Source organism: Pseudomonas sp. WC1, from assembly GCF_050586565.1.
Lineage (GTDB): Bacteria > Pseudomonadota > Gammaproteobacteria > Pseudomonadales > Pseudomonadaceae > Aquipseudomonas.
In genome coordinates this window covers 1-17,697 of the sequence record NZ_JBOBDQ010000017.1, presented here as the reverse complement: position 1 = coordinate 17,697, position 17,697 = coordinate 1, and the positions used below count along the sequence as shown (strand labels likewise).

General features: G+C 66.8%; 16 protein-coding genes. 12 read left to right on the top strand and 4 right to left on the bottom strand.

What is annotated here, in order from left to right; all coding sequences use genetic code 11:
- The first annotated feature begins 72 nt into the window (after positions 1 to 72).
- Positions 73 to 2,847, top strand: coding sequence for a hybrid sensor histidine kinase/response regulator (locus tag ACQ4OD_RS10260; RefSeq protein ID WP_102683175.1), 2,775 nt, complete (start codon positions 73 to 75; stop codon positions 2,845 to 2,847).
- A gap of 129 nt (positions 2,848 to 2,976) precedes the next feature.
- Positions 2,977 to 3,573, top strand: coding sequence for a MarC family protein (locus tag ACQ4OD_RS10255; protein WP_023633040.1), 597 nt, complete (start codon positions 2,977 to 2,979; stop codon positions 3,571 to 3,573).
- 12 nt (positions 3,574 to 3,585) lie between these two features.
- Here ACQ4OD_RS10255 and cobJ read toward each other — a convergent pair whose 3' ends face one another.
- From cobJ to cobG, 4 genes are read right to left on the bottom strand one after another with little or no spacing between them, the layout of a single operon-like run.
- Positions 3,586 to 5,286, bottom strand: a complete 1,701-nt coding sequence (gene cobJ, locus ACQ4OD_RS10250) for a precorrin-3B C(17)-methyltransferase (protein WP_430944242.1) — start codon at positions 5,284 to 5,286, stop codon at positions 3,586 to 3,588.
- Positions 5,274 to 6,008: a precorrin-2 C(20)-methyltransferase gene (locus ACQ4OD_RS10245; RefSeq protein ID WP_102683173.1), complete on the bottom strand. Its 735-nt coding sequence runs from the start codon at positions 6,006 to 6,008 to the stop codon at positions 5,274 to 5,276. Before ACQ4OD_RS10245 ends, cobJ begins: the two co-directional genes overlap by 13 nt.
- On the bottom strand, positions 6,005 to 6,631 hold the full coding sequence (locus ACQ4OD_RS10240) for a precorrin-8X methylmutase (RefSeq protein WP_046854044.1): 627 nt from the start codon (positions 6,629 to 6,631) through the stop codon (positions 6,005 to 6,007). Before ACQ4OD_RS10240 ends, ACQ4OD_RS10245 begins: the two co-directional genes overlap by 4 nt.
- On the bottom strand, positions 6,624 to 7,949 hold the full coding sequence (gene cobG / locus ACQ4OD_RS10235) for a precorrin-3B synthase (protein ID WP_430944241.1): 1,326 nt from the start codon (positions 7,947 to 7,949) through the stop codon (positions 6,624 to 6,626). The genes ACQ4OD_RS10240 and cobG overlap by 8 nt, the downstream gene beginning before the upstream one ends.
- A 111-nt stretch (positions 7,950 to 8,060) precedes the next feature.
- Between cobG and cbiE the strand changes: the two genes are divergently transcribed.
- From cbiE to ACQ4OD_RS10185, 10 genes are all read left to right on the top strand, one after another.
- Positions 8,061 to 9,272 carry a precorrin-6y C5,15-methyltransferase (decarboxylating) subunit CbiE gene (gene cbiE / locus ACQ4OD_RS10230; RefSeq protein ID WP_430944260.1) on the top strand — a complete coding sequence of 404 codons (1,212 nt, stop codon included), beginning with the start codon at positions 8,061 to 8,063 and terminating at the stop codon, positions 9,270 to 9,272.
- The gene (locus ACQ4OD_RS10225) at positions 9,265 to 10,359 is read left to right on the top strand and encodes a cobalt-precorrin-5B (C(1))-methyltransferase (RefSeq protein WP_430944240.1); all 1,095 of its coding nucleotides are present in this window, start codon (positions 9,265 to 9,267) and stop codon (positions 10,357 to 10,359) included. Before cbiE ends, ACQ4OD_RS10225 begins: the two co-directional genes overlap by 8 nt.
- Positions 10,356 to 11,075, top strand: a complete 720-nt coding sequence (locus ACQ4OD_RS10220; RefSeq protein ID WP_198754593.1) for a cobalt-precorrin-6A reductase — start codon at positions 10,356 to 10,358, stop codon at positions 11,073 to 11,075. Before ACQ4OD_RS10225 ends, ACQ4OD_RS10220 begins: the two co-directional genes overlap by 4 nt.
- A 117-nt stretch (positions 11,076 to 11,192) precedes the next feature.
- Positions 11,193 to 11,630 (top strand): NfeD family protein, encoded by a 438-nt coding sequence (locus ACQ4OD_RS10215; RefSeq protein ID WP_023631113.1) that lies wholly within the window; start codon positions 11,193 to 11,195, stop codon positions 11,628 to 11,630.
- A 27-nt stretch (positions 11,631 to 11,657) separates the two neighbouring features.
- Positions 11,658 to 12,512, top strand: coding sequence for an SPFH domain-containing protein (locus ACQ4OD_RS10210; protein ID WP_023631114.1), 855 nt, complete (start codon positions 11,658 to 11,660; stop codon positions 12,510 to 12,512).
- Between the two features lie 224 nt (positions 12,513 to 12,736).
- Positions 12,737 to 13,126 (top strand): DUF2946 domain-containing protein, encoded by a 390-nt coding sequence (locus tag ACQ4OD_RS10205; protein ID WP_258599775.1) that lies wholly within the window; start codon positions 12,737 to 12,739, stop codon positions 13,124 to 13,126.
- Positions 13,127 to 13,173: 47 nt separating this feature from the next.
- The gene (locus ACQ4OD_RS10200) at positions 13,174 to 13,653 is read left to right on the top strand and encodes a copper chaperone PCu(A)C (RefSeq protein WP_430944239.1); all 480 of its coding nucleotides are present in this window, start codon (positions 13,174 to 13,176) and stop codon (positions 13,651 to 13,653) included.
- 20 nt (positions 13,654 to 13,673) lie between these two features.
- Entirely contained in the window at positions 13,674 to 14,099 is a 426-nt protein-coding gene (locus ACQ4OD_RS10195; protein WP_102683975.1) for a DUF2946 domain-containing protein, read from the top strand.
- 69 nt (positions 14,100 to 14,168) lie between these two features.
- Complete coding sequence (locus ACQ4OD_RS10190) at positions 14,169 to 16,235, top strand: TonB-dependent copper receptor (RefSeq protein WP_430944238.1); 2,067 nt, start codon at positions 14,169 to 14,171, stop codon at positions 16,233 to 16,235.
- A 58-nt stretch (positions 16,236 to 16,293) separates the two neighbouring features.
- The gene (locus ACQ4OD_RS10185) at positions 16,294 to 17,658 is read left to right on the top strand and encodes a PepSY-associated TM helix domain-containing protein (RefSeq protein ID WP_430944237.1); all 1,365 of its coding nucleotides are present in this window, start codon (positions 16,294 to 16,296) and stop codon (positions 17,656 to 17,658) included.
- Positions 17,659 to 17,697: the final 39 nt, after the last annotated feature.

Here is a 17,697-nt window from a genome sequence, read left to right as displayed (position 1 = left end):
GGGGCCTTGCCTTCGCCTTGGCGCGCCGCGCATAGTGGTTATCCGGCACATTAGCTAAGAAGGGATTTCGTCGTGCGTCGGCTTCGGATTGCCATAGCCCTGTTCGTCAGTCTGCTGACCCTGCTCTGCCTGCTCCCGGCGCACGCCGAACAGGCCGCGGGCTGGTCGGCGCTGCTCGATGAACAGGCCAACCTGCAGCTGTCCGACGTGCGCTCCGAACGCTACCGCAACCAGTTCAGCCCATTGGCCCTCGAAGAACTGGATGCCGCCCTCCCCGACCAGGCCCTGTGGTTGCACTACCGTCTGGATCCGAGCGACCAGGAACAACTGGTTCGTATTTTCGCCCCCGACCTGTCACGCCTGGACCTCTACGCCCTGGAAGGCGGCAAACTGCTGCGCCAGTTGCACCATGGCCGGCAGGGCGACGGCCTCAGCCCCACCCTGCGCGGCAGGGACCACGTGCTGCCACTGCCGCACAGCAACCAACCGCTGGATATCTACCTGCGGCTGGTTTCCGAACACCAACTGCGCCCGGCCATCACGGTCGAGACCACCGCCCACGCCGCCGCCGACCAGCGCCAGTCGTTGCTGTTCGGCCTGTTGTTCGGTGGCCTGGTGATGCTGATCCTGCACAACCTGATCCGTTTTGCCTACACGCGTTCCAGTACCACGCTGGTGCTGGCGCTGTACCACGGCCTGATGTTGCTCAGCGCGCTGATCCTGCTAAACCTCAGCGGGCCCTGGTGGCACCTGTGGCACAGCGCGCAGACCCCGGCGGCCTACCTGACGCTGGTGCTGGCAGGCCTGGCCGGGTTGTATTTCACCCTGCACTTCTTCTCCCCCTGCAGTTCGGCGCGGCTCAACCGCCTGCTGCACCTGGAGATGCTGGTGGCCGCCGTCAGCGGCCTGGTGCTGCTGTTCGTCGACACCCTGCCGCTGAACCTGATGACCTACGCTTTGCTCGCCCTGGGCAGCGTGAGCATGCTGCTGGTCAGCGGCTATCACTGGTACAAGGGCTACGGCCCGGCGCGCCTGTTCGCCGTGGCGATGCTGGTGTTCAACCTCGGCGGCCTGGTGCTGCTGCCGGCCCTGCTGGGCCTCACCCGCACCTCCACGCCCTGGTTGCTGTGCATCCTCATGGCGCTGACCGTGGTCAGCGGCCTGCTGCTCAACCTGGCAGTCAGCGAGCGCCTGCGCCGGATCAGCGAGGAGCGCTTTCGCGCCAGCCGCGCCCTGGCCGCCAGCGATGCCGAGATCAACGCCAAGGCCGAGTTCCTGGCCAAGATCAGCCATGAGATCCGCACCCCCATGAACGGCGTGCTGGGCATGACCGAGTTGCTGCTGGGCACGCCGCTGTCGGTCAAGCAGCGCGACTATGTGCAGACCATCCACAGCGCCGGCAACGAACTGCTCACCCTGATCAACGAAATCCTCGACATCTCCAAGCTCGAGTCGCGGCAGATCGAGCTGGACGACGTGCAGTTCGACCTCAATGCCCTGATCGAGGACTGCCTGAACATCTTCCGGGCCAAGGCCGAACAGCAGAACATCGAGCTGATCAGTTTCACCCAGCCCCAGGTGCCCCGGGTCGTCAGCGGCGATCCGACACGCCTGCGCCAGGCCTTGTCTAGCCTGCTGGACAACGCCCTGAAGAACACCAGCCAGGGCGAGATCCTGCTGGTGGTGGCCCTCGACCAGCGCGGCGACAGCCCACGCCTGCGCATCGCCGTGCAGGACAGCGGCGAGCCCATGCCGCCGGCCGAGCGTGACGCCTTGCTGCAGGCCGAGCTGCACAGCCGCCACTTCCTCTCCAGCAACAAACTCGGTGGCCACCTTGGCCTGGTGATCGCCAAGCAACTGATCGGCCTGATGCAGGGCGAGTTCGGCATCAAGACCAGCACCAGCATGGGCAACACCCTGTGGCTGACCCTGCCGCTTGACCCGCTGCGCCTGGAGCAGCCGCCCACCGACCTCGACGGCCCGCTGCGCGATGCCCGGGTACTGGTGGTGGACGACAACGACACCTGCCGCAAGGTGCTGGTGCAGCAATGCAGCGCCTGGGGCATGAACGTCAGCGCGGTGCCGTCGGGCAAGGAGGCACTGGCCTTGCTGCGCACCAAGGCGCATCTGCGTGACTATTTCGACGCGGTGCTGCTCGACCAGAACATGCCCGGCATGACCGGCATGCAACTGGCAGCGAAGATCAAGGAAGATCCGAGCCTGAACCACGACATCCTGGTGGTCATGCTCACCGGCATCAGCAATGCGCCGAGCAAGATCATCGCCCGCAACGCCGGGGTCAAGCGTATCCTCGCCAAGCCGGTGGCCGGCTACACGCTCAAGACCACCCTTGCCGAGGAGCTCGCCCTGCGCGGCCGCGAGCAGGCCGCACCGCCACTGCCGGTCGGTACCCCGGTGCCGTTGGACCTGCCCGGCGACTTCCGCATCCTGGTGGCCGAGGACAACAGCATCTCGACCAAGGTCATCCGCGGCATGCTCGGCAAGCTCAACCTCGAACCCGATACCGCCAGCAATGGTGAAGAGGCCTTGCAGGCGATGAAGGCCAAGCACTACGACCTGGTGCTGATGGACTGCGAGATGCCGGTGCTCGATGGTTTCTCCGCCACCCAGCAGCTGCGCGCCTGGGAAAGCGCCAACCAGCGCCCGCGTACCCCGGTGGTGGCATTGACCGCGCACATCCTCAACGAACACAAGGAACGCGCGCGCCTGGCTGGCATGGACGGGCACATGGCCAAGCCGGTGGAGTTGTCGCAGTTGCGCGAGCTGGTGCAGTTCTGGGCGGGGCAGCGCCAGGCGGTGTCCGACGACACCACGCAGATCCTGTAGCAGCGGCTTCAGCCGCGAGGCAGCCACCTCAGAATCGGGCACCCGCTTCGCGGGTGATCGTGGCTGAAGCCGCTGCTACAGGTTCCGTGCTATACAGGTGCCACCCATTCCCGCCGCGGACCCAGCGCCATGCTCCATGAGTTGTTCAGCGTTTACCTGAAAATGCTCGTGCTCTACAGCCCGTTCTTCGTGCTCTCATGTTTCATCGGCCTGACTCGCGGCCACTCCAGCAAGGAACGCAAGCAACTGGCCTGGCGTGTAGCCATTGCCACGCTGGTCGCCAGCGTGCTGCTGTACCTGTTCGGGCGGGTGATCTTCGGGGTATTCGGCATCACCGCCGACGCCTTCCGCATCGGCGCCGGCTCGGTGCTGTTCATCTCCGCGCTGGGCATGGCCCAGGGCAAGTCGGCGGTGCAGACCGACAACGTGCAGCAGGACGTGACCATCGTGCCGCTGACCATTCCGCTCACCGTCGGCCCCGGCACCATCGGTGCGTTGCTGGTGATGGGCGTGGGCCAACCGCACTGGGACGACAAGCTGCTGGCCATCGTCAGCATCGCCCTGGCCAGCTTCACCGTGGGCCTGGTGCTGTACCTCTCGCACCGTATCGAACGGATTCTCGGCGACCAGGGCCTGCAGATCGTCAGCCGCCTGATGGGGCTGTTCGTCTGCGCCCTGGCGGCGCAGATCATCTTCACCGGGATCAAGGGCTACCTGCTGCCCTGACCCCGGCTCCGCTCAGGGCTTGGCGGGGTACCAGCGCGGCGTATACACCCACCGGCCGCCATCGGCACGGGGGAAGGTGCAGGTGGTCGAGGAGCCGACCAGCACCATGGTGCGCATGTCGACCATCTCCGGCAGCAGCTCGCCCAAGGTCACCACGCGCAGGGTCTGCCCTGGCCGGCCGATATCACGGCCCAGCACCACGGGGGTGCCTGCACCGCGATGGCGGCGTACCACCTCCAGCGCCATACCCAGCTGATGAGGGCGGGCCTTGGAGATCGGGTTGTAGAACGCCAGCACCAGATCCGCCTGGGCCGCCAGGTCGAGGCGCTTCTCGATGATCGACCAGGGTTTGAGGTTGTCCGACAGCGACATCACGCAAAAATCGTGGCCCAGTGGCGCCCCCGCCTGGGCGGCGGTAGCCAGCGAGGCCGAGACGCCAGGCAGGATCTCCAGCTCGACGCGCTGCCAGGCCGGGTCACTGGACTCGTGGAGCGCTTCGAGCACCGCGGCGGCCATGGCGAACACGCCCGGATCGCCCGACGACACTACCACCACCGAACGCCCTTGCGCCGCCAGCTCGAAGGCATGCCGAGCACGCTGCAACTCTTCGCGGTTGTCGGTGCAGTGCAGCACCTGATCGTCGCGGAAGGGGCCGGCCATGCGCACGTAGGTTTCGTAACCCAGCACATCCTGCGCACGCGCCAGCTCCGCCTTGACCGCCGGCACCATCAGCTCGGCGGCACCAGGGCCCAGGCCGATCACGGCCAGGCGACCACGGCGACGGCCAACGCGGTCGATGTCGACAGGTGCTGCGCAAACACCGTGGGCGAGCCCCGCCGACGAACCTACACGCGCTTGCGGCACTGCATCAGCCAGCATCCGCTCCAGGCTTTCGGCGGCCGGGGCGAAGCGCAGGGCAACATTCAGTGCCCGTGCAGCTTCGTGCAGGGCCGGCTCCGCCATCTCGGCTTCGCTCGCCAGCAGGCAGCCCAGCGCGGGCTCGGCGATGTTCGCCCGCAGCAGTTCCTCGCGTACCTGGTGCGCCAGGTCGGCGCTACCGGCCGTGACCGCCACCACCACGCAACGCGCATGGATCAGCAGTTCGTCACGGCTGGCCGGACGCAGTGCGCTGCCCACGTGGATAGTGCGCTGCGCCTCGTCACTGGCGGGCAGCTGGACGTGTTCGAGCCATGGCGCGTCACCTTCGACACGCACCGCCTCGCCCGCCAGCAGGTCGGAGACGAAGCGCTTGCCCTGCTCCAGGTCCGCCAGTGCGTAACCCTCGGGCGGGTTGAGCAGACAGGTGCCGAAGCGCAGTTCGCCACTGGTGGTGATCGCCGCGCTCACACCCAGCGCCTCACCGATCTCTCGGGCCATGATATTGACCCCACCCAGGCCACCGAGCAGCGGCACCACGGCGCTGCCGTCCTCGGCCACCACCAGTACCGGTGGCTCGACGCCTTTTTCGCTCAACAGCGGCGCCAGGGTGCGAATGACGATACCTGCCGCGCACAGGGCGATGATCGGCGTGTCCTGCTGGTACAGCGCACGCAGGGTGTCGCCAAATGCTGCGTAGTATACGTCCGCCCCTTCCACGCGCCCTTCCAGGCCATGGATCAGCGCCTGTGGATAACAGGCCTGGATACGCCGCGCGGTGGCCAGGCTGCCCGGGCCGAGAATGACGATTGCCGGAGCCTTGTTCATCCCTGCCATTTCTCACCCGGCACGATGATCAGCGAGAAGTATGGCGAGGACTGTGGGTCGACCTCGTCCAGCGCGACGATCTTCTGGTTGGCCATCGTCGCCCGCTCCACGTACAGCGCACGGCTATCCATGCCCAGTTCGGCGAGCACCTGGCGCACCTTGGGGAAGTTGCGTCCCAGTTTCATGATCACTGCGGCGTCGGCATCGGCCAGACGGCGCTTGAGTTCCTCATGGGGCAACACGCCGGAAAGCACGGTGAGGGTCTGGTTGCGATACACCAGCGGCGCTCCGAGCACCGAGGCGCCGCCGAGCATCGAGCACACGCCCGGGATCACCTGGGCCTCATAGCGCGAGGCCAGGCGATCATGCAGATACATGTAGGAGCCGTAGAAGAACGGGTCGCCCTCACAGATCACCGCCACGTCACGGCCGGCATCCAGGTGTTCGGCCACCTGCACGCTGGCTTCGTCGTAGAAGTCGCTGATCACCTGTTCATAGGACAGTGGTGCCGGCAGCGCCTCGGTGGTCACCGGATACACCAGGGGCAACAGGGTCTGTTCGGCTTGCAGGTGCGCTTCGATGATGCCGAAGGCGTTGCCGCGCTTGCCCTTGGCGACGAAGTACGCCACCACCGGCGCCTCGCGCAGCAGGCGCAAGGCCTTGACCGTGATCAGTTCGGGGTCGCCCGGGCCCACGCCCAGGCCCAGCAGTCGTCCGCGTGCCTGCATCATTCCACCTCCGTGGCCAGGGCGTTGACCGCGGCGGCGGCCATCGCGCTGCCGCCCAGGCGGCCCTGCATGATCACGAACGGCACGCCGCGGCTGTCGGCGGCGAGCATCGCCTTGGATTCGGCGGCGCCGACGAAGCCAACCGGGAAGCCAAGGATCAACGCCGGCTTCGGTGCGCCGGCATCGAGCATTTCCAGCAGATAGAACAGCGCGGTCGGCGCGTTGCCGATCACCACAACGCTGCCTTCCAGGTGCGGGCGCCACAGCTCCAGGGCCACGGCGGAACGGGTGTTGCCTTCGGCCTTGGCCAGGTCCGGCACGCTCGGGTCGCGCAGGGTGCAGATCACCGGGTTGTTGGCCGGCAGACGGGCGCGGGTGATGCCTTCGGCGACCATGTGCGCGTCGCAGAGGATCGGCGCGCCCTTGGCCAGGGCCTCGCGGCCGGCACTGCCGGCGCCTTCGGAGAACTGCAGGCCATCGATGGCTTCGACCATGCCGCAGGCATGGATCACGCGCACAGCGAGCTTTTCAAGATCGGCGGGGATCCGCTCGAGCCGGGCTTCCTCGCGGATGATGCGGAAGGAATTGCGATAGATCTCCTGACCATCGCGGATGTAGTCAATCATCAAGGTGCTCCGTCGGCAGGTCGAGCATGGCGCCTGCTTCTTCTGGGGTGAGGTCGGCGCCGCGCAGCCTGCCGAAGCCCGGCTGGCGCGCATCGCGCAAGTAAAGGTCATAGCGGCCCGGGGCGCGGGCCAGCAGGGTGGCCGGGGCCGTATGGGCCATGGCGCAGGAACGTGGGCAGGCGCACAGGTGCACGCTGCCTGGGGCGCCGTGGTGCAGCAAGCCGGCCAGGGTCACGGCATCGGCCTTGGTGTCGGCCTGGCCCTTGGCGCAGCCGCTGGAGCCGGTGCAGGCGACGACCCGCGCCAGCGGGTGCTCGCTGTGACACAGCAGGCCCAGGGCTGCAAGGTGTTCGCGGGCAGGCTCCACATGGGCCGGGTTCAGGTTGGTCAGTACCAGGCTTTGCCAAGGCGTCAGGCGCAAGCTGCCATCGCCCCATTGGCGGACGACATGGGCGGCGCCGCGCAGCATGGCCGGGGTCAGGCGTCCGAGGGGCGGCGCGACGCCAAGGGCCACGCCCTGGCGCTGGGGCAACAGGCCCAGCCAGGCACTTGTCGTTGCCGGGCGCTGCCAAACCAGCAATGAGGTGTCGATTTTCAGGGGCAGCCCTTCAAGGAAGTGCCCCAGCGGGCACACCTGCAGCAATTGACGCATGCGCGACTGCTCGGGCGTCGCCAGGTCGAGGAAGCGCTCCAGCACCGCGCGCACCAACGCCAGCCCCTGCTCCACCGGCACCGCGCCCAGCGCCTGGCTATTCGACAGGCTGCTAGCGAGCCCGAACCGCAACCAGATCCGTCCTTCGCGTTGCATCGCGGACAGCCACAGATCATGGGCGTGCTCGAGCATCGCCAGCGCTTCGCCGCCATCGAGTTGCATGGCGAACTTGGCCGACAGCTTGTGGAACCTGGGTGTACTTTCCAGCAGGTCGAGAATCTGCCCGGCCAACGGTCGGGTGTCGAACACCATCGCCGGATCGAGCCCGGCCAATGGGCTGAGCATGAGATTGCGCACATCGTCACCGGCCGCATCACGCGGGCCGAGCCCTACGGCCAGCAGATGTTCAACCAGCCCGCCATGATCCTGGCCAATGCCGCGAATCTGCAGGTTGGCTCGGTTGGTCGCCTCGATCACGCCTCCGGCAAAACGCTCGGCGGCGTCGGCCACGGCATCGGCCTGGTCGGCCAGCAGCAGGCCACCGGGCAGCTTGATCCGGCAGATGCCACCATCGCGCGCAGCGACGATGCGCCACAACCCCGGGCAGGCCGAGGGACGGGGCGAAACTTCGGGGGGCAGGGGCGGCGTCAAGGGGGCATCCGGCAATCGTGAAAGTGCGCTTCAGTGTAGAAGGCGCGGTATTATGCCTGCTTTGTCCGGCGGCATGAAAAACCGGTGGTCGAACGCCCCGCGATCAATGAACGGTATGAGGAACAGATGGTCCCCTGGCTGACAGTAATAGGCATCGGCGAAGACGGCTTCAGCGGCCTGGGCAAACAGGCCCGGCGCGCCCTGCTAGCGGCCACGCGCATCATCGGTGCCCCGCGCCAGCTGGCCCTGTTGCCCCGCTGTGTGACCGCCGAGCAACTGCACTGGCCCAGCCCCTTCTCCCTGGCCCCGGTCCTGGCCCTGCGCGGTGAGCCGGTATGCGTATTGGCCAGCGGCGACCCGATGTTTTACGGCGTCGGCGCCAGCCTGGCGCGCCAGCTGCCCGCCGAGGAACTGCAGGTACTGCCGATGCCCTCCTCCTGCGCCCTGGCCGCCGCCCGCCTGGGCTGGCCGCTGCAGGACGTGCAGGTGGTCTCGGTGGTCGCCCGCCCGCTGGCGGCGCTCAATGCCCACCTGTACAGCGGCATGCGCCTGCTGGTGCTGAGCAACGACGAAGGCAGCCCGGCGGCCATTGCCGCGCAGCTGCGCGAACGTGGCTTCGGCCCCAGCCGTCTCCAGGTGTTCGAACACCTCGGCGGCCCACAGGAACGAACGCTGAGCGGCACCGCCGACGATTGGCCACATACCGACATCGCCCCGCTCAACCTGGTCGCCATCGAATGCCAGGCCTCGCCTGATACCCCGCGCCTGCCTCGCGTGGCCGGCCTGCCTGACAGCGCCTTCCGTCACGACGGCCAGCTGACCAAGCGCGACGTGCGAGCGATTACCCTGGCCCGCCTGGCACCGCAACCGGGCGAACTGCTGTGGGACGTAGGCGCCGGTTGCGGCTCCATCGGCATCGAATGGATGCGCGCCCACCCCAGCTGCCGCACCCTTGCGATCGAGGCGGACGAAGGCCGCCAGGGCTACATCGAACACAACCGCGACACCCTCGGCGTGCCCGGCCTGCAATTGATCCGCGGCAAGGCACCCGAAGCGTTGGCCGGGCTGGAACGTCCGGACGCGATCTTCATCGGCGGCGGCGTCACCCGCGAAGGCGTGCTCGACCTGTGCTGGGAGCGCCTGCTGCCGGGCGGGCGCCTGGTTGCCAACGCTGTCACGCTGCAAAGCGAGGTCGCCCTGGGGCAATTTCGCGACCAGCATGGCGGCGAGCTGACCCGTATCCATATCGCCCACACCCAGCCGCTGGGCAGTTTCGACACCTGGCGCCAGGCCCTGCCGATCACTTTGCTCGACGTGGTGAAACCCGTCGATGCGTGAAGAAACCCGCGAACAGCCCGCGCCCCTGCGCAGCGGCCTGACCACCGGCAGCTGCGCCACCGCCACCAGCCTGGCGGCGGCGCGCCTGCTGCTGACCGGGCAGCACAACGACGCGGTGCACATCACCCTGCCCAAGGGCAAGGTGGTGGAGATGCGCCTGGAGTTCTGCCATCTCAACGGCGAGACCGCCGAAGCCGGCACCCTGAAAGATGCCGGCGACGACCCCGATGTCACCCATGGCGCCCTGCTCTACAGCCAGGTGCGCCTGCTGGCCGAGCCCGGCATTCGCTTTGTCGCCGGGCAAGGCGTAGGGACCGTGACCCGCCCGGGCCTGGTGCTGGGCGTCGGCGAGCCGGCGATCAACCCGGTACCGCGCAGGATGATCGGCGACCACCTGCGACAGTTGGCCAGCGAATGCGGCTATGGCGGCGGTTTCGAAGTCACGGTCAATGTCCAGGACGGCGAGTCGCTGGCGCTGAAGACCATGAACCCGCGCCTGGGCATCCTCGGCGGGCTGTCGATCCTCGGTACCAGCGGCATCGTCCGGCCGTTTTCCTGCTCGGCCTACATCGCCTCGATCCACCAGGGCATCGACGTCGCCCACACCAATGGCTATACGCACATCGCCGCCTGCACCGGCAACGCCAGCGAAGACACCATGCGCCGGGTCTACAACCTGCCGGAGATCGCCCTGATCGAGATGGGCGACTTCGTCGGCGCCGTGCTCAAGCACCTGCGCAAGGTGCCGGTGCCGCGCCTCACGCTATGCGGTGGCTTCGGCAAGATCAGCAAGCTGGCGGCCGGGCACATGGACCTGCACAGCCGCCATTCGAGCATCGACCTGCCGCAGCTGGCGGGCTGGGCGGCGGCCATTGGCGCCGATACCACCCTGCAACAGGCCATCGTCAGCGCCAACACCAGCCAGCAAGCGCTGGCCCTGGCCCATGCCGCCGGTATCGCCCTGGGCGACGAGGTCTGCCGTCACGCCCTGCTCTTCACCCGCAGCGTGGTGCCTGCCCAGGTGCAGGTCGAAGTGTTCGCCATCGATCGCCAGGGCGGCATCGTCGGCAAGGCGGGCGTGGCATGAACGGGCGGATCCTGCTGCTAGGCGGTGTCACCGAGGCCCTGGCCATCGCTCGCCAGTTGGGGCCGCAGCATGTCTACAGCCTCGCCGGCATCGGCCGTATTCCCCAGGACCTGACCTGCCAGGTGCGAGTCGGCGGCTATGGCGGCGCCGAAGGCCTGGCCGAGTACCTGCGCGCCGAAGGCATCGACCTGCTGATCGACGCCACCCATCCCTATGCCGCGCAGATCAGCCGCAACGCCGCCCTCGCCGCACGCAGCGCTGGCATTCCCTGCTGGGCCCTGCGCCGCCCGGCGTGGCAGGCGCAGCCCGGCGATGACTGGCGCGAAGTCGAGGACTGGGCCGGGTTGATCGAGGCACTCGCCCCGTTCGAGCGCCCCTTGTTCACCCTTGGCCGCGAACCCCTGCGACATCTGGACGAAATCCCCCCACACCAGTTCTGGACCCTGCGCGCCCTCGAAGCGTGTCCCGGCAATGAACGCTGTGAGGTGATCGGTGCGCGCGGACCATTCCTCATCGACGATGAGCGTGTCCTGTTCGAACGTCGACGGATCGACGTGCTGGTGAGCAAGAACAGTGGCAGCACGGCCACCGAGCCGAAGCTGGAGGTGGCGAGAGAGCGAGGTACTCCGGTGTTGATTCTCAAACGCCCAGAGCTTCCCGAGGTCGATCGGTTGTTCAGCTCTGTGACTGAACTGGTATCGGCACTTACGCGCTGACTTCGATGGCCCCTTGGCCCGACCGGAATCTCAGACGCTTCAACCTTCTCCGCAAATGGCCATTTGCCTCTCCACTGCCGTAAACTCTGCCCCCTCCCCCTGGAAGGCCCTGCTCATATGGAAATGCAATGGTGGATCTGGCTCGTCTTCGGCGTGGCCCTGATCCTGCTGGAACTGGTGCTCCCCACCTTCTTCATTCTCTGGTTCGGCATCGGTGCCGTGCTGGTGTCGTTCATTTCGCTGCTTGCTCCCAGCCTGCAACTCGATATGCAGGGCCTGCTGTGGGTGGTGCTCTCATCGATCACCACCGCCCTCTGGTTCAAGGTGTTCCGGCGCAAGAAGCCGGACGTGCGCTGGACCGCCGACAGCGTGATCGGCGAAGTCGGCCTGCTGACCAGCGCCGTGTCGCAGTTCCAGAAAGGCCGCGTGCGCTTCCAGAAGCCGATCCTCGGCAACGAGGAATGGACCTGCGTTGCCGACAGCGACATCCCCGCCGGCGAGCGTGTGCGCCTGGCCGCCATCGAAGGCAACACCGCCCGGGTCACCCGGGCCTGAATCCGCACTAAAAGGAAGTTCGCAAGCATGACCAGCCTCATCGTCGTCGCCACCCTCGCTGTATTCGTCCTGATCACCGTGTTCAAGGGCGTGCGCATCGTGCCCCAGGGCGAGGAATGGATCGTCGAGCGCCTGGGCCGCTACCACAGCACCCTCAAGCCGGGCCTGAACATCGTCATCCCGTACATGGACGTGGTCGCCTACCGCCTGCCGACCAAGGACATCATCCTCGACGTGCAGCAGCAGGAGATCATCACCAAGGACAACGCGGTAATCGTCGCCAATGCCCTGTGCTTCGCCAAGGTGGTCGACCCGCAGAAGGCCTCGTACGGCGTGCAGAACTTCTCGTTCGCTGTCACCAGCCTGACCATGACCTCGCTGCGTGCCATCGTCGGCGCCATGGACCTGGACGAGGCGCTGTCCAGCCGCGAGCAGATCAAGGCGCGCCTGCGCGAGGCGATGTCCGAGCAGACCGAAGACTGGGGCGTGACCGTGCGCTCGGTGGAGATCCAGGACATCAAGCCATCGCCGAGCATGCAGACCGCCATGGAACGCCAGGCGGCCGCCGAGCGTGAACGTAAAGCCGACGTGACCCGCGCCGAGGGCAACAAGCAGGCGGCGATCCTCGAGGCCGAAGCGCGCCTGCAGGCGGCCAAGCTGGATGCCGAGGCCCAGGTGAACCTGGCCGAGGCGTCGGCGCGGGCGATCACCCTGGTCAAGGAAGCGGTGGGCAGCGAGACCGTGCCGGCCATGTACCTGCTGGGTGAGCGTTACATTGGCGCGATGGAGAACCTGGCGGCCAGCGACAATTCGAAAGTCGTGGTGCTGCCGGCTGACCTGCAGGAAACCGTGCGCGGCCTGATGGGGCGCGGCAAAGCTTGATATCGCCGGGGGCGCTTTGCGCCCCTTTTCGCCGCGGTTCGTCGCCACGACAAGCCGGCTCCCACAGGGTTGCCGCAACACCTGTGGGAGCTGGCTTGTCGTGGCGACGAACCGCAGCGAAAGGGCTGCAAAGCAGCCCCAGGTGCGGCACTTCACCGCACCCCGGCTTTTTTACCTATACTCCGCCGTACAATAGCCATCACGATTCCTGACCGGATCTCTCCATGCCCCCACGTCGGCACATTGCCTGGATAGCCTGCCTTGCAGTGCTGTTCAACCTGCTGGCCATGCCGCTGTCTTCGGCCGCGCCCAAGGGCCCGGCCGAGCAGCTGCTGTGGGGGGCTTTCTGCTCCAGCATGGCCAACAAGGCCAAGGTCGATGTCCAGGCCCTGGCCAAGATCGACCTGGGGCCGCAAAGCGACGACAGCGCCAGCATGATGAACTGCTGGTGCTGCCTGGGCGCGGCGCCACTGCTGGCCTTGCCCAGCTACCCGCCACAGTTGCACAACCCGCCGCTTCTGATCGCCGGGCACCTGCCGCACCTCGCCGACTACCAACTCACGCCGCGCCAGCTCTGGCCCGCGCTCAATCCCCGTGCCTCTCCGCTGGTCTGAGTTCACTACGCTGTCCTTCAGAACCTGAACAGACCGGAGACTCACCCATGCTCAAGCAAGCCCTCGTCCTGGCCGCCCTGCTGCTGCCCGGCGCCTACGCCCACGAGTACAACGTCGGCGACCTGCACATCGCCCACCCCTGGTCGCTGGAGCTGCCGCCGAACGCGCCCAACGTCGCCGCCTACTTTGTCGTGCACAACAACGGCAAGGCCGATGACCGCCTGCTTTCGGTGAAAAGCCCCGTCACCGACGACGCCCAGTTGCACGAGCATGTGATGAGCGCCGCCGGCGCCATGAAGATGCAACATGTGCCCAGCGTGTTGGTCCCGGCCGGCAAGGATGTGGTGTTCGCCCCCAGCGCCTACCACGTGATGATCATGCAGCCCAAGGACCGCAGCCTGCTCACCGACGGCAAGCGCTTCCCGCTGACACTGCACTTCGAGAAAGCCGGTGACGTCACGGTCGACGTCGCGGTGCAGAAGCAGCCGCCGGCCGAGCAGGCCGCAGCGCACGAACACACGCACTGACCGACTGACAGGCGCTCGCCATGAGCCTGCCGCGCTACAGCTCCGCCCGCAGCACCCGCCCTGATCGCAGGCGCGTCGGTGGCGGCTGGCTGAGCCTGTTCGCCATGTGGATGATCTTCATCGGCCCGCTGGTTTCCCAGTCGATGCCGATGGAGCACCACGCCGGCATGGCCATGCCCATGGACATGTCGATGAGCATGCCCATGGCCCACGACGAGCACCATGGCCACGGCAACGATGGCCAGCTGCATGTCATGTGGGAGAAGTGCGGCTACTGCAGCCTGCTGTTCAACTGCCCCGCCCTGCCCCAGACCCTCAGCCCGCTGACAGCGGGCAGCCAGATCCCCCCTGTCCACCTCACCAATGCCACGCGCCAGGGCCATGCCCGGCAGGCTGTATTCCCCGGCGCCCGCAGCCGCGCGCCACCCCGTTCGATCGTCGCCTGAACACAACGCGATAAACGCCCGAAGCCAGGAGGCTTCGCGCTGACTCATGACTGATCGACTGGAATCATTATGTCCGGCTGCACCCCTGTTTTTGCACTTTCCCTGCGTGGGACCATCGCCGTACTGTGCGGCTCGCTGCTCGCGCCACTGGCCTTTGCCGTCGAAACCGGCCATGAAGGCCACATCCACGACACTGCCGAGCTGAGCCCGACGGTGATCACCGCCATCGCCCCGAGCTCGCCGCTGACCGTGGTCACCAACCCCAAGGACCCGCGCCAGCCCGTGCCGGCCAGCGACGGCGGCGACTACCTCAAGACCATCCCCGGTTTCTCGGTGATCCGCGCTGGCGGCACCAATGGCGACCCGGTGCTGCGCGGCATGTTCGGCTCGCGCCTGAACATCCTCACCAACGGCGGCATGATGCTGGGTGCCTGCCCTGGCCGCATGGACGCCCCGACCTCGTACATCTCCCCGGAAACCTACGACCGCCTCACCGTGATCAAGGGCCCGCAAAGCGTGATCTGGGGGCCGGGCGGTTCGGCCGGTACCATACTCTTCGAGCGTGACCCGGAGAAATTCGGCGAGCTCGGCAGCCGGGTCAACGGCAGCGTGCTGGCCGGCTCCAACGGTCGCTTCGACAAAGTGCTAGACGCCGCCGCCGGCAACCAGCTCGGCTATGTGCGCTTCGTCGGCAACCAGTCGCACTCGGACGACTTCGAAGACGGCAACGGCGACACCGTGCCTTCGCGCTGGGACAAGTGGAACGGCGATGTCAGCCTCGGCTGGACCCCGGACGCCGACACCCTGCTCGAGCTGACCGCCGGCAAGGGCGACGGCGAGGCCCGCTCCGCCGGGCGTGGCATGGACGGTTCGCAGTTCAAGCGTGAAAGCCTGGGGCTGCGCTTCGAGAAGTCCAACCTCGGCGAGGTGCTCGACAAGGTCGAGGCGCAGGTCTATTACAACTATGCCGACCATGTGATGGACAACTACACCCTGCGCACCCCGTCGGGCAGCGGCATGATGGGCATGCCCATGGTCAGCAACGTCGACCGCCGCACCATGGGTGCGCGGATCAAAGCCACCTGGCGCTGGGCTGATGTGCAACTGATCAGCGGCATCGACGCGCAGACCAACGAGCACCGCCAGCGTGGCGGCATGGGGGTCAACGCGCACAAGGGCCAGCCCTGGACCAAGGATGCCGACTTCCACAACTACGGCGCCTTCGGCGAGCTCACCTGGTATGCGACCGGCGAGGACCGCCTGATCACCGGCGCCCGCCTGGACCGCGCCTCGGCCCGCGACTTCCGCAAGGGCAGCGCCACCGAGGGCGACACCCGCGCCGACACGCTGCCCAGCGGTTTCGTGCGCTACGAGCACGACCTGGCGGCGATCCCCGCCACCACTTACATCGGCCTCGGCCACACCCAGCGCTTCCCCGACTACTGGGAGCTGTTCTCGCCCAAGCGCGCCCCGGCCGGCTCGGTGAACGCCTTCGACGGCATCAAGCCGGAGAAAACCACCCAGCTCGACTTCGGCATCCAGTATCGCGACGAACGTCTGGAAGCCTGGGCATCGGGCTATGTTGGCCAGATCCGCGACTACATCCTGTTCGACTACCAACGCAACATGATGGGCAACCTCACCTCCCAGGCGCAGAACATCGACGCCCGCATCATGGGCGGTGAACTGGGCGCGGCCTACAAGCTGACCGAGAACTGGAAGGCCGACGCCACGCTCGCCTACGCTTGGGGCAAAAACAGCAGTGATGGCAAGGCGCTACCGCAAATGCCGCCCTTGGAAAGCCGCCTGGGCCTGACCTACAGCCGCGACACCTGGAGCGTCGGCGCCCTGTGGCGCCTGGTGGCCGAGCAGAACCGCATCGCCCAGAACCAGGGCAACGTGGTCGGCAAGGACTACGACAAAAGTGCCGGCTTCGGCGTGTTCTCGCTCAATGGTGCCTACAAGGTGAACAACAACCTCAAGCTCAGCGCGGGCGTCGACAACCTGTTCGACAAGGCCTACGCCGAGCACCTGAACCTGGCCGGGAACGCCGGGTTCGGCTACCCGGCCAACAGTACCCAGCCGGTGAACGAGCCAGGCAGGACCTTCTGGACCAAGGTCGACTTCAGCTTCTGACAACAACAAACGGGCGCGGGGCCTGACCGCGCCCAATCAAGGTCTACGGGAGGCTCCCATGAGCAAACCAAACGTTTCCTTCTACAACCTTGCGTGGCGCTGGCATTTCTATGCCGGGCTGTTCGTGGCGCCGTTCATGATCCTGCTGGCAATCACCGGGATCATCTACCTGTTCAAGCCACAACTCGACCCGTTAATGTACCGCGAGCTGATGGTGGTCGAGGCCGGCCATCACCGGCAGGCTGCCGATACGCTGCTGGCCAATGTGCGCCAGGCTTATCCCCAGGGGCAGGTGGGCCAGTACCTGCCAGCGATCAACGCCGAGCGCAGCGCGCAGTTCGTGGTGCATGACGGCGGGCGCGAGCTGAATGTCTTCGTCGACCCGTACAGCGGCAAGGTGCTGGGCGAGCAGGATGGCAAGCAGAACCTGCAGGCCATCGCCCGCGCCCTGCATGGCGAACTGATGGTCGGCACGGTCGGTGACCGGCTGGTGGAACTGGCGGCCGGCTGGGGCATCGTCCTGGTTGTGTCCGGCCTCTATCTCTGGTGGCCACGCGGGCGCAGCAGCGCGGGCGTGCTGTGGCCACGTTTCAGCGCGCGCGGCCGCTTGCTGTGGCGCGACCTGCATGCCGTTACCGGCTTCTGGGGTTCGGCCCTGCTGCTGTTGATGCTGCTCAGCGGCATGACCTGGACCGGGCTGTGGGGCAAGCAGTACGCCGACCTGTGGAACCGCTTCCCGGCGGCCATGTGGAACGACGTGCCGAAGTCCGATAAAGAAGCGCGCGACCTCAACAGCGCCCACCGCCAGACCGTGCCGTGGGCGATGGAGAACACGCCGATGCCGGTGTCCGGCGCCCATGCCGAGCATGCAGGGCATCACATGATGGATCACGCCCCGGCGGCGCCGCAGGTCAGCCTGCAGCAGGTCGAGGATGTCGCCACCCTGCGCAAGGTCGAACCGGGCTACAGCATCACCCTGCCGACCACGGCCGACGGTGTGTTCACCATCGCAGTGTTCGCCGACGATCCGCGCAACGACGCCACCTTGCATGTCGACCAGTATACCGGCCAAGTACTGGCCGACGTGCGCTGGCAGGACTACAGCCCGGTGGCCCGCGCCACGGAGCTGGGGGTGATGCTGCACGAAGGGAAGATGTTCGGGCCGTTGAACCAGCTCGTCATCCTGCTGGTATGCCTGATGATCCTGCTGGGTTCGGTAAGCGGGCTGGTGATGTGGTGGAAGCGCAAACCGGCCGGTGGGCTCGGCGTGCCGCCGCTGCGCCATGACCTACCGCGCTGGAAGACGGCGGTGGGGGTGATGCTGTTGCTGGGCGTCGCCTTCCCGCTGGTGGGGTTGTCCATGGTGGTGATGTGGGTGGTGGATAGCCTGGTGGTGCGGCAACGCAAGGTGGTCCACGCCTGAAACCGCATCGCGGGGGAAGGCGCAACACGATGTTCCAAC